This window comes from Amycolatopsis sp. NPDC006131, from assembly GCF_040614175.1.
Classification (GTDB): Bacteria; Actinomycetota; Actinomycetes; order Mycobacteriales; family Pseudonocardiaceae; genus Amycolatopsis_E; species Amycolatopsis_E tucumanensis.
In genome coordinates this window covers 18,802-31,124 of record NZ_JBEXTX010000041.1, presented here as the reverse complement: position 1 = coordinate 31,124, position 12,323 = coordinate 18,802, and the positions used below count along the sequence as shown (strand labels likewise).

Annotated in this window: 10 protein-coding genes; 7 read left to right on the top strand and 3 right to left on the bottom strand. The window is 71.0% G+C overall.

Annotated elements, in window-relative coordinates; all coding sequences use genetic code 11:
* The first annotated feature begins 180 nt into the window (after positions 1 to 180).
* Both ABZ215_RS21610 and ABZ215_RS21605 read left to right on the top strand, forming a co-directional pair.
* Positions 181 to 606, top strand: coding sequence for a hypothetical protein (locus ABZ215_RS21610; protein WP_354951088.1), 426 nt, complete (start codon positions 181 to 183; stop codon positions 604 to 606).
* Between the two features lie 384 nt (positions 607 to 990).
* On the top strand, positions 991 to 3,258 hold the full coding sequence (locus ABZ215_RS21605; RefSeq protein WP_354951086.1) for an FAD-dependent oxidoreductase: 2,268 nt from the start codon (positions 991 to 993) through the stop codon (positions 3,256 to 3,258).
* A 543-nt stretch (positions 3,259 to 3,801) separates the two neighbouring features.
* Here the strand turns inward: ABZ215_RS21605 and ABZ215_RS21600 are convergent.
* From ABZ215_RS21600 to ABZ215_RS21590, 3 genes are all read right to left on the bottom strand, one after another.
* The gene (locus ABZ215_RS21600) at positions 3,802 to 5,025 is read right to left on the bottom strand and encodes a ribonuclease D (protein ID WP_354951084.1); all 1,224 of its coding nucleotides are present in this window, start codon (positions 5,023 to 5,025) and stop codon (positions 3,802 to 3,804) included.
* A 91-nt stretch (positions 5,026 to 5,116) separates the two neighbouring features.
* Positions 5,117 to 5,770, bottom strand: a complete 654-nt coding sequence (locus ABZ215_RS21595) for a response regulator transcription factor (protein WP_017983672.1) — start codon at positions 5,768 to 5,770, stop codon at positions 5,117 to 5,119.
* A 576-nt stretch (positions 5,771 to 6,346) separates the two neighbouring features.
* Positions 6,347 to 6,910 carry a DUF3000 domain-containing protein gene (locus ABZ215_RS21590; protein WP_027935123.1) on the bottom strand — a complete coding sequence of 188 codons (564 nt, stop codon included), beginning with the start codon at positions 6,908 to 6,910 and terminating at the stop codon, positions 6,347 to 6,349.
* Between the two features lie 87 nt (positions 6,911 to 6,997).
* Here ABZ215_RS21590 and hemE point away from each other — a divergent pair, with 87 nt between their 5' ends.
* The 5 genes from hemE to ABZ215_RS21565 all read left to right on the top strand — a co-directional run bounded on the left by hemE (position 6,998) and on the right by ABZ215_RS21565 (position 12,305).
* The gene (hemE, locus tag ABZ215_RS21585) at positions 6,998 to 8,077 is read left to right on the top strand and encodes a uroporphyrinogen decarboxylase (RefSeq protein ID WP_354951082.1); all 1,080 of its coding nucleotides are present in this window, start codon (positions 6,998 to 7,000) and stop codon (positions 8,075 to 8,077) included.
* Positions 8,077 to 9,444, top strand: coding sequence for a protoporphyrinogen oxidase (gene hemG, locus ABZ215_RS21580; RefSeq protein WP_354951080.1), 1,368 nt, complete (start codon positions 8,077 to 8,079; stop codon positions 9,442 to 9,444). The genes hemE and hemG overlap by 1 nt, the downstream gene beginning before the upstream one ends.
* A gap of 33 nt (positions 9,445 to 9,477) precedes the next feature.
* A complete protein-coding gene (gene hemQ / locus ABZ215_RS21575) occupies positions 9,478 to 10,170 on the top strand; it encodes a hydrogen peroxide-dependent heme synthase (RefSeq protein ID WP_017983668.1) in 693 nt (230 codons plus the stop codon).
* Complete coding sequence (locus tag ABZ215_RS21570; protein WP_354951078.1) at positions 10,171 to 11,490, top strand: CoA transferase; 1,320 nt, start codon at positions 10,171 to 10,173, stop codon at positions 11,488 to 11,490.
* A gap of 86 nt (positions 11,491 to 11,576) precedes the next feature.
* Positions 11,577 to 12,305, top strand: a complete 729-nt coding sequence (locus ABZ215_RS21565; RefSeq protein WP_354951076.1) for a glucose 1-dehydrogenase — start codon at positions 11,577 to 11,579, stop codon at positions 12,303 to 12,305.
* Positions 12,306 to 12,323 lie beyond the last annotated feature (18 nt).

Sequence of the window (12,323 nt, the reverse complement as noted above, 5' to 3'; positions counted from 1 at the left end):
CAGTACCTGGATTGGTACTACGGGACCGACAAGAAGTCGCTGCACCCCGCAACCGAGGGAGTTCGGCATCGTGTACCGGCTCGTCGGCTACCGCAGCGCGATCCGGTAGGAGTTGAACGACTTCTTCACGTCGGACCGCGTGAAGCAACTCCTCACGGACAAGTTCGGGATTCGCCGGAGGTGCGTGTCGACGCAGGCGTTCAGAAGTGCCTCCGCGGCTATGACATCAGTCCGCAGCCCGACATACGCAGCAAAGCGTTGACTTACATGCTGAACCTCAATCCGAGTGTCGAGTCCGAGCAGATGAACCACCACACCCACTACATGAAACTGAGGGATCAATGGTGGTTCATCGGCGAGTTCTGGAGGTACAACCAGGACGTCGAGCGGTGCTGGTTGCTGTGGGGCTGGTGTGAAACCGTGAAGCAGCAGACGCACAACAACAGCATCGTGATCTTCAAGCCGGCCGACGACACCTTCCATGCGGTCAAAGCCGACTACGACCACCTGCTAAGCCGGCGGACGCAGGCGTACGGCAATCTCTGGTATGGCGAGGCGTGGCGCCAGAGCGAGCTGGAATGGGTCGAAATACCGCGTTCGACCTGAAGGGAAGCCCGCTGAGCTGGTTCGCTTCCCCTCGGATCCGGTGCTGGGTGCGGCTACAGTCAGCGGGTGGGCCGGGCGCTGCGACCCTCGACCGTCGAGTGCCCGCCTGACACCTGGGCCCCGAACGATCGCTCAGCAACTCGCGAGTCGTTCGCGTTCTCCGGCGGGTCGACGTCCAGCCGGACACCGGCCACGCGGACGGCTTGCGAGACCAGATACCAACGGGAACGACCGACGACCAAGGCCGCGTTCCTGTGTGACGTCGAGTCGCAGGCGAACTTCCGGGCAAGCTGTTGACACGAAACTCTGCCAGTGAAACTCTCGTTTCACTGGCTGCGCTGCGTCGGGGGAGCGCCCGACGCAGCCGAACTCGGGAGTTCACGGATGACACAGCTCACGTCAGCGCCGGAAACGGACAGCCGACCTCTGCGCGTCGAGCGCTTGGAGGCCGACCTGGTGGTTGTGGGTGGGGGTATGGCTGGAACCTGCTGCGCGATCACCGCGGCTCGTGCGGGCGCGAAGGTCGTGCTCGTGCAGGACCGTCCCGTGCTGGGTGGAAACGCGGGAAGCGAGGTGCGGCTGTACATCTGCGGGGCCACCTACCTCGGCCACGGCAACAACCGCTGGTCACGGGAGGGCGGCGTGCTCGACGAGATCCTGGTCGAGAACACCTACCGCAACCCCGAGGGCAACCCCGTCATCTTCGACACCGTCCTGCTGGAACTGGTGAGCGGTGAACCCAACATCACCCTGCTGCTGAACACCGCGGTCTGTGGCGTCGGCAAGGCAGACAACCGGATCTCCTCAGTGGAGGCCTTCTGCAGCCAGAACCAGATCTGGTACCGCATCAGTGCCCCGTTGTTCTGCGACTCCTCCGGCGACGGCATCGTGGGCCTGCTCAGCGGGGCCCCCTTCCGGATGGGCGCCGAAGCGAAGGAGGAGTTCGGCGAAGGGTTCGCGCCATCGAAGGAGTACGGGGCGCTGCTCGGCCACTCGATCTACTTCTACACCAGGGACACCGGTCGTCCGGTGCGCTTCGTGCCACCGAAGTTCGCCCTGGACGACATCACCAAGATCCCCCGTTACCGCAGCTTCGACACCAGCGAGAATGGCTGCCAGCTCTGGTGGATCGAGTACGGCGGCCGGCTGGACACCGTTGGCGACACGGAGGAGATCAAGTGGGAACTCTGGAAGGTCGTCTACGGCATCTGGAACCACCTCAAGAACTCCGGTGACCACCCCGACACCGAGAACCTGACGCTCGAATGGGTTGGCATCATTCCCGGCAAGCGCGAAAGCCGCCGGTTCGAAGGCCACTACATGTTGCACCAGACCGACATCGTCACCCAGACCGAACACGACGACGCCGTCGCCTACGGCGGCCATCCGATCGACCTGCACCCGGCCGACGGCGTGTTCAGCGAGCACCAAGGCGCGACGCTCATCTTCCCGCCCGGCACCTTCCACATCCCCTACCGGTGCTTCGTCAGCCGGAGCGTGCCGAACCTGTTCTTCGGGGGACGGATCATCAGCGCCTCCCACGTGGCGTTCTCCTCGACCCGGAACCAGGCGACCTGTGCGCACATGGGCCAGGCTGTGGGCATGGCCGCGGCGTTGTGCGCCCGGGACGGCCTGGAGCCTGCGGAGCTGTTGGCCGCCGATCACATGCGAGAGCTCCGCAAGGAGTTGCTCAAGTCGGGACAGCACATCCCCGGAGTGCCGTTGACGGACGATGACGATCTCGTCGGGAGCGCCCGGGTTTCCGCCTCGAGCGAGTACGTCCTGTCGAATCTGCCGGCCGATGGCCCGATGCTGCGGTTGGACCGGTCCCGCGCACAGATACTCCCTGTGGGGCCAGGGAGGCTGCCGCAGGTGAGCTTCACCGTGGACGTGGACGCTCCGACCACGCTCAAGGTGGAGGTCCGGATTTCGGATCGCCCGGACAACCACACGCCGAGCGAAGTGCTCGCCGTGACCGAATTCGACCTCGGCTCCGGCGCCGGCCAACTCGTGAAGATCGACGCGAACGTGACGCTCGACGACGAGCGTTACGTCTTCTACTGCCTGATGGAGAACGACCACGTCGCCGTTCGCTCGAGCGAGACCCGTCTGACCGGCGTCCTGTCGGTCTTCCGGGAGAAATACACCCAGGAACTGGACGAGGTCGCGGGTGTGCCGTATATGGAACTCTGGTGCGCGGAGAAGAACCCGCACGGACGGAACCTCGCGGTGGTAGTTGATCCCCCGCTGCGCCCGTTCGCCGCCGAAAACATTCACAACGGCTACACGCGACCCACGTCGAAACCGAACGCCTGGCTCGCGGCGCCGGAGGACGAGTCGCCGACGCTGAAGTTCAGCTGGACGTCGGCGAAGCGCATCCGGGCGATCCAGCTCTCCTTCGACACCGATTTCGACCGGCCGATGTTGTCGGTGCTGGTGCCGCAGGAGGAGCGGACCATCCCACTGTGTGTCAAGAAGTACCGCATCTGGAACGGGGACGAACTCGTCGCCGAGTGTGTGGACAACCACCAGACCAGGGCTGTCCACACGTTCGACCCACCGCTGGTGACCGACGAGCTCGTCCTGGAGGTTCTGGAGAGCAACGGGTCCGGTGCGGGTGCGGTCCTCGGAGTCAGCTGCTACGAGGCTTAGGTCGTGTCTAACAACGCCCTTGTCCAGGTGATGACGTCGTCGATGAGGATGGCGGCGCTGTAGATGGTGACCGGGCTCGTAGTAGCGGGTGGCCGATGCGGCGCCATCGTTCGAGCTGGTTGAAGTCGCGTTTGATGGCGTTGCGCCCGCGGTAGTCGTGTGCGTCGAAGGCGGGTGGTCGTCCACGACGGGAACCGCGGCGTTTTGCGGTGTCCTCAGCGGCTCGAACACTGGTGAGTTCCCGGCCTGGCCTGGTGCCAGCAGGGTGACCAGCCCATCCGTTCCGGTCGACGACACGGTGGATCTTGGTGGTCCAGCCGCCGCGCGAGCGGCCGATGGGGTGGTCCGGAGTCGCCGGCGGCGCCAGGTCCAAATCGTCTGTCACGGCCCCAAACACCGCCGGCACATCCCGCCACGCGAGCTCACACCGGAACCGGTAGATGATTCCCTCGACCATCGCCCGCGCATCCGAACCGGACGGCCCGGCTGGTTGGGGTAGTCGGCTGCTTTGCGTTGCCGGCTTGCGTTTCGCGGTGGGGCTGCTCAGGCGGTCGCCTGCAGAGCCTCTACCAGCACTGGTGCCGTCAGCTCCACCTGCCACGGGCGTGCGCCGCCCGCGGCCAGTGCCGCCGAGACCGCCTCGAGGGTCCTGTCCTCCGGCGGGCGCCAGCAGGTGCGGCGCAACAGGTCCGGCAGCAACAGGTTCTCCACCGGCAGCTGGTGGTGCTCGGCGATCTTCGCCAACCCGGCACGCGCCGCGGCCAGGCGGGCCGCCGCGTCGGGGTCCTTGTCCGCCCAGCGGTTCGCCGGGGGAGGGCCGTCGTTCGGTTGTGCCGGGTTGGGCAGCTGGTCGCGCGGCAGTTGGCGCGCCGCCTGGAGGTGGCGGAACCAGTTGCCCGTGTAGCGCCGCTGGACGCGTCCGCCGAAGACCGGCAGCGCCTGCAGCTCGGCCACGGACTTCGGCTCCGCCAGCACCGCGTTCACGATCGCGCTGTCGGGCAGCACCCGGCTCGGTGCGCGGTCTCGCTTGCGGGCCAGCTCGTCGCGGGCCTCCCACAGCGCGCGCACCGCCGCGAGGCCCCGCGCGGTGCGGACCTTGTGGATCCCCGACGTGCGCCGCCACGGCTCGCTCCTCGGCGGGGGCTGCGGGGCGGTCCGGACGGCCTCGAACTCCTGGCGCGCCCAGTCCAGCTTGCCCTGGGCAGCCAACTCGGCCTCGAGCTTCTCCCGCAGCGGGATCAGCAGCTCGACGTCCAGCGCCGCGTAGTTGAGCCAGTCCACCGGCAACGGCCGCTTCGACCAGTCGGCCGCGCTGTGCCCCTTCTCCAGGTGGTAGCCCAGCAGCTTCTCCACCAGGGTGCCCAGCGCCACCCGCTCGTAGCCGGCCAGCCGCCCGGCCAGCTCGGTGTCGAACAGACTGCCCGGCACCAGGTCCAGCTCGGCCAGGCACGGCAAGTCCTGCGAGGCGGCGTGCAGCACCCACTCCTCGCCGTTCAGCACGTCCTGCAGCGGCCCCAGCCTGCCCTCCAGGGCGATGGGGTCCACCAGCACCGTGCCGGAGCCCTCCCGGCGCAACTGCACCAGGTAGGCCTTGGGCCAGTAGCGGTAGCCGGACGCGCGCTCGGTGTCCACCGCGATCGCACCCGTGCCCGCCGCCAGCCGTTCGCAGGCACGCGCCAGCGCCGGCTCGTCCGCCACCACGTCCGGCGTCCCGTCGGCCGGCTCCTTGAGCGTGACCGGGACGTCCGGTTCGCTGGTATCAGGCACTTGATCTGCGGTTTCCACGTCGGTCAACCCTACGGGACGGGCGCACCGTCACCGGTACGCCCGTCCGTTGGGTCGTGTTATCGGCTGGGGATCAGCGGATGACGCCGGCTCGCATCGCCAGCGCCACCATCTGCGCCCGGTCGCCGGTCCCGAGCTTGCGCCCGATCCGGGACAGGTGCGACTTGACGGTGAGCGCCGAGAGGCTGAGCTCCTCGCCGATCTCCTTGTTGGACTGGCCGTCGGCGACCAGCTGCAGCACCTCCACCTCGCGCGCGGACAGCTCCCGCGGCGTGTTGTCGGTGCCCGGCACCCGCGTGCCGGTCGCCAGCACCGGGGCCACGCTCGGGTCCGCGTACACCCCGCCGTCCAGCACCCGGCGCACCCCGTCGGTCACCACCATGGGCGAGGCCGACTTCAGCAGGTACGCCTGGGCACCGGCCTGGAAGGCCGAGCGCACGGCATACGGGTCGTCGGACGAGGCGAGCACCACGATGCGGGGCCAGCCCTGGCTGCGGAGTTCCGTGACCAGGTCGATCCCGCTCCCGTCCGGCAGCCCGAGGTCGAGGATGGCCAGGTCGCACGGACCCGTCGCGGTCGCCCGCGCCCTCGCCTCCGCTACCGAGGCAGCTTCGTGTACGGTGCCCGCACCCATCTGTGCGAGTCGTGCGGCAATCGCCTCCCTCAGGAGCGGGTGGTCGTCGACCACCAGCACCGAAAACAGCTCTTCCCGCGGGTGCGGGACCATGCTCGCCGGCAAAGCACCGGCTGGCGTGGATCTGACGGCCTGCGACAAGCCGACGGCAGCCACGTCACTACCTCCCTGGAGTCGGTCGTGCCCCCCGACCGGCACCGGGTACTTTCGGCCGATCAGCCGCGCCAGCTCTAGACCGAAAGTGGTGTCGTCGAAGAGGCACTCTAGCCGCCGATTGCCTTCCGCGGGGGGATCGAACGGGTATCTATCTCGATCGGGTAGTTACTAGCTGGCATCGTTGTACCACGTTCGGAGTAATAAACTGCCCGTGGCTAACGCGTCGCAGAGTGCCAGCGATATGACCTTTTTGGGGGCAGGCTGCTGCGCGTGCATACGGACCGTGCATCTGCTCACGAACTGTGTTCTACAGCGTTAACCGATTGGACCAGTCTGGTCATCAGATCGACTGACGTGAACTCTTTGCGCAGCGTAGGTGGCTCGTGTGGATCTACGGAGAGCCCCCGCCCGGGATCGCCAGGGTGACCGGAGGCCGCGGGACCGAACTCTATCGACGCCGCCGTCGGCCGCGGAGTGAGGGCTACGTCACACCCGGCGCGTCGCGGGGGTCGTTCAGCCGCTCTGGCGGTGGCCGAACAGCGAGACCCCGACCGGCGGCAGCCCGGCCACGCTCGACATCAGCTGGCAGAACGCCTCGCCGTGCGGGCGCAGGTGCTGGTCCGACGGCGTCCAGGACGCCCGCAGCTCCAGGTCGTCGGTGCGGGCCGGGCCGCTGATGTCGCCGAAGCGCGCCGACGAGGTCTCGGTGACCGTGCCGCCCAGCGCGGTGAAGGACGCGCCGGAGGTCTCCAGTGCGTCGGTGAGCCACGACCAGCCGACCGCGGGCAGGAACGGGTCGCTGGCCAGTTCCCGGTCGATCTCCGCGCGCACGTAGACGACCATCCGCAGCACCCCGTCCCAGGACTCCGGGCCCTCCGGGTCGTGCAGCAGCACCAGGCGGCCGGTGGCCGTCACGTCCGCCGGACCCGTCGCGTCGCAGCTGAGCGCGTAGGACCAGGGGGCCAGGCGCTGCGGCGCGCGCACGGGTTCGAGGGTCATCTCCGGCCGGGGCCGGATCGCTTGCAACGCCGCGACAGCTTCACGGAACATCTCGGGCGCATGCGTCATCGCGGTCACAGCCCGACTGTAGGACGGCGAACGGGCACCGGGCGGCAGACGCGCCGAGGGAAGGGGCCCCAGGGCCGCGTGGCACCATGGTTGACGATGTCCACTACTGCGCAGTCGCGGCCACGCACGGGCCGCCGGGACCTCGCCGGGTCCCCCTTCCTGACGGCCGCCCGCGGCCGTCGTCCCGCGCGTCTGCCCGTCTGGTTCATGCGCCAGGCCGGCCGCTCGCTGCCCGAGTACCGGGCGCTGCGCGAGGGCGTGCCGATGCTCAAGGCTTGCTTCGACCCCGAGATGATCGCCGAGATCACGCTCCAGCCGGTCCGCCGCCTCGGCGTGGACGCCGCCATCTTCTTCAGCGACATCGTGGTGCCGCTGGTCGCCGCCGGGATCGACGTCGACATCGTGCCCGGCACCGGGCCCGTCGTGGCGGAGCCGGTGCGCGACGCCGCCGCCGTCCGCCGCCTGCCCGCGCTGGAGCCCGAGCGGCTCGAGCCGGTGCTGGACGGCACGCGACTGCTCGTCGAGCGGCTGGGCCAGACCCCCCTGATCGGGTTCGCCGGCGCGCCGTTCACGCTCGCGTCCTACCTCATCGAGGGCGGCCCCAGCCGCAGCTTCGAGCGCACCAAGGCCCTCATGCGCTCCGAACCCGAGGTGTGGCACGACCTGGCCGGACAGCTGGCCGACATCGCGGTGACCTTCCTGCGCGGCCAGATCGAAGCCGGCGCGGACGCGGTGCAGCTGTTCGACTCCTGGGCCGGCGCGCTGACGCTGCGCGAGTACCGCGAGTTCGTGCTCCCGCATTCGGCACGCGTGCTCGGCGCGGTCGCGGACCTGGACGTGCCACGCATCCACTTCGGCGTCGGCACCGGCGAGCTCCTCACCGCCATGCGCGAGGCCGGGGCCGACGTGGTCGGCGTCGACTGGCGCGTCCCGCTGGACGAAGCCGTGCGGCGGCTGACCGCGCACGGCGAGCCGGTGCCGGTCGTGCAGGGCAACCTGGACCCGGCGCTGCTGCAGGCGTCCTGGCCGGTCATCGAGGCCGAGGTGCGCCGCATCGCCGCGGAGGGCCGCGCCGCCGCCGGGCACATCTTCAACCTCGGTCACGGCGTGCCCCCCGGCACCGATCCCGACGTGCTGGCCCGCGTCGTCGAGCTCGTCCACAGCCTGGAGGGCTGATGCACGTCGCGGTCGTCGGCGGGGGCGTGTCGGGCGCGGTCGCGGCGTACCGGCTGCGCGGCGCGCTCGGCGACGGCGCGGCGATCACCCTCGTCGAGGCCACGGACAGCCTCGGCGGCAAGCTGCGCACCGCGGAGGTCGCGGGCGTGCGCTACGACGTGGGCGCGGAGGCCTTCCTCGCCCGGCGCCCGGAAGGCGTGGGACTGGCCGCCGAGCTCGGGCTGGAGCTGGTCCACCCGGCGAAGGCCCGCTCGACCGTGCGCGCCGGGGGCCACCTCGCCCCGTTGCCCGGCCGGACGCTGATGGGCATCCCGGGCTCGCCGGACGCGGTCGCGGAGGTGCTCTCGGACGAGGGCCGGGCGCGCGTGGCCGCCGAGCCGGACCTGCCCCCGGTGACGCTGGAGTCCGACGTCGCGCTGGGCGCCCTGCTGCGCGAGCGCTTCGGCGACGAACTCGTGGACCGGCTGGTCGACCCGCTCCTCGGTGGCGTCTACGCGGGCGGCGCCGACGGTCTCGGCTTGCGCGCCACCGTCCCCGCCCTGGCCACCGCGATCGACCGCGGCGCGCCCTCGCTGACCGCTGCGGCGGCCGGGTTGATCCCGTCCCAGCCCAGCAGTGCGCCGGTGTTCGGCACTCTGCCCGGCGGTCTCGGCACGCTCGTCGACCGGCTCGTCGAGCTGGCCAAGCCGGACATCCGCCTCGGACGGCCGGTCACCGCGCTGCGGCGGCGGGAGCGCGGCTGGCAGCTGGAGATCGGCGACGAGCTGATCGACGCCGACGCCGTCCTGCTCGCGGTGCCCGCGCCGGCGGCCCGCAAGCTGCTCGACGGTGTCGCGCCGGCCGCGTCGGCGGCGCTCGGCGAGGTCGAGCTGGCGTCCATGGCGGTCGTGGCGATGGCCCTGCCGCCGGGCACCGAGCTGCCGGACGCGTCCGGCGTGCTGATCGGGGCGCGGGAACGCCGCGCCGACGGCGAGCCGTTCGCCGCCAAGGCCTTCACCTTCTCCACCCGCAAGTGGCCGCACCTGGACACCGGCCCGGTGCTGGTCCGCGGCTCGGTCGGCCGCTTCCGCGAGCCCGGCGCGCTGCACCGCGACGACGACGACCTGGTCCGCCTGGTGCGCGACGACCTCGCCGAGCTGACCGGGATCACCGCCGAGCCGATCGACGTCGTGGTGACCCGCTGGGGTGGCGGGCTGCCGCAGTACGGGCCGGGTCACCTGGGCCTGGTCGAGCGCGCCGAGCGGGCCGTCGCCGAGGTGCCCGGGCTGGCGCTGGCCGGGGCCGCCCTGCACGGTGTCGGGGTGCCGGCGTGCATCGCGACGGCCACCGCGGCCGCGACCCGCATCACCTCACAGCTGGTGCGCTAGCAGCGGGTTTCCGGGCAGTGCCAAGATGGGGGCATGGCGCGGCTGAACTATCAGGAGCTCAACGACACCATCCGCTACACCGCCTGGTCGGTGTTCCGGGTCGAGCCGGGGCGGCTCCCCGAGGATCGCGGCCAGGCCGCGACCGAGACCACCGAGTACCTCGACGCCCTGGAGGGCAAGGGGGTCGTGGTGCGCGGCGTGTACGACGTCGCCGGGCTGCGGGCCGACGCCGACTACATGATCTGGTGGCACGCCGAGACCCCGGAGCAGGTGCAGGCCGCCTACACCGGGTTCCGCCGCACCCCGCTGGGCCGCGTGTCGACGCCGGTGTGGAGCCAGTTCGCGCTGCACCGCCCCGCGGAGTTCAACCGCAGCCACATCCCCGCCTTCCTGGCCGGGGAGGAGGCGCGCAAGTACGTCTGTGTGTACCCGTTCGTCCGCTCCTACGAGTGGTACCTGCTGCCGGACGCCGAGCGCCGCAAGATGCTCGCCGACCACGGCAAGGAGGCCCGCGACTACCCGGACGTGCGCGCCAACACTGTGGCGTCGTTCGCGCTCGGTGACTACGAGTGGATCCTCGCCTTCGAGGCCGACGAGCTGCACCGCATCGTCGACCTGATGCGGCACCTGCGCGGCACCGAGGCGCGGCGGCACGTGCGGGAGGAGATCCCGTTCTACACCGGCACGAAGGTCGTTCCGGCCGAGCTGATCCTGAACCTGCCGTAGGTGTTCGGCGCGCTGTGGCGCGATCTGACCGGTGAGGCGCCCGGCCCGGTCGAGATCACCGGCCCGAAAACGGTGCTGCCCGGGCCGTACCGGGTGGCGGCGGCCGCGTCGATGAGCGTCGCGGCGGCCACCCTGGCCGCCGCGGAATTGTTGCGGCTGCGTGGAATCGACCCCGGTGCGGTGTCGGCCGACACGCGGCACGCCGCGGCGGCGTTCTCCAGCGAGAAGCTGGTGCGGGTGGACGGAGAGCCGCCCGGGGACGCGTGGGCGCCGCTGTCCGGCGACTACCGCGCGGCCGACGGCTGGGTCCGGCTGCACTGCAACTACCCCCACCACGCTGCGGCGGTGTGCCGCGCACTCGGGGTGGCCGAGGACCGCGCGGCGGTGGCGTCGGCGGTCGCCGCCCGGGACGCGTGGGAGGTGCAGGAGGCGGTGGTCGCCGCGGGTGGGGCGGCGGCCGCGATGCGCACCCGCGAGGAGTGGCTGGACAGCGCGATGGGGCGGGCGCTGGACGGACCGCTCGTGGCGCAGGAGCTGGTGGGGATGGCCCCGGCGCGGCCGCTGCCGGAGTCGCCGCGGCCGCTGGGCGGGGTGCGGGTGCTGGACCTGACGCACGTGATCGCCGGTCCGGTCGCGGGCCGGGTGCTGGCCGCGCACGGCGCGGACGTCCTGCACATCGGGGCCGCGCACCTGCCGGTCGTGCACCCGCTGGTGGTCGACACCGGGATGGGCAAGCGCTCGGCGCACCTGGACCTGCGCACCGAGGCCGGGCGTTCCGCGTTGTGGCGCCTGATCGGTTCGGCGGATGTCGTGTTGCAGTCGTTCCGGCCGGGCGCGCTGGCCGGGCTGGGGTTCACGGCGGAGCGGCTGGCGACGGCGCGGCCCGGGATCGTGCTGGTGGAGCTGAACGCGTGGGGCTGGGAGGGCCCGTGGCGGGGTCGGCGCGGGTTCGACAGCTTGGTGCAGATGGCGTCGGGAATCGCTTGGGGCGCCGAGGAACCCCGGCCGTTGCCCGTGCAGGCGCTGGACCACGCGACGGGCTGGCTGGCCGCGGCTGCCGCCATGGTCGCGCTGCGGAACCGGGCCGTCGAGGGCGGCAGCAGGCGGGTGCGCCTCGCGCTGGCCCGGACCGGGCGGTGGCTCGACGGACTGGGCCGGGTGCCTGGTGGATCCACTGTGGACTTCTCGGATTTCCTTGCCGAGGCCGGGAGTGAGTTCGGCTTGGTGCGTCACGTGACCTGTCCGGGTGGGATGGTGCCGCGTCCGATGTGGACTTCCGGGCCGCCGCTGCCGGGGAGTGCGGTCGCGGAGTGGCTTTAGCGCCGTCCTGGGAGTAACGCACCCTGGCTGGCCCGCTCCCGTCGCCGCAGGATCGGGGGGTGATGGCAGCGGTAGGAGGGAGCGGGATGCCGGGACGGCTGGACGGCAAGGTCGCGTTGATCACGGGCGCGTCGGGTGGGATCGGGGCGGCCACGGCGGCCCTGTTCGCCCGGGAGGGGGCGCGGCTGGTGCTGGGTGATGTCACCGGGAGCGGGCCGGAGCGGGAGGACGCGCTGCGCGTGCACCTCGACGTCTCCTCGGCGCGGGACTGGCAGGCGGCCCTGGCCAGGACGGCGGAGCGCTTCGGCAGGCTGGACGTGCTGGTCAACGTGGCGGGAATCGTGGACTGGCCGGGCATCGAGGACACCGCCGAGGCCGATTGGGACCGGGTGATCGCGGTGAACCAGAAGGGCACCTGGCTGGGCATGAAGACCGCGATGCCGTTGCTGCGCGCGAGCGGGAACGCGTCGGTGGTCAACGTGTCGTCGATCCTGGGCATCATCGGCGGCGGGTCGGCCGCGGCCTACCACGCCTCGAAGGGCGCGGTGCGGCTGCTGACCAAGACGGCGGCCGTCGAGTACGCGACGAGAGGGGTGCGGGTCAACTCCGTGCACCCCGGCGTCATCGCGACACCGATGATCCAGGACATCCTCGACACCGAGGGCGACCAGCAGGCCGACATCCAGCGCACCCCGATGAAACGAGCGGGCACAGCGGACGAGATCGCCGCGGCGATCCTGTTCCTCGCCTCCGACGAGTCGTCCTTCGTCACGGGCGCGGAGATCGTCGTCGACGGCGGCATCACGGCGCACTAGCGAGGTTGGCGTGGCCGT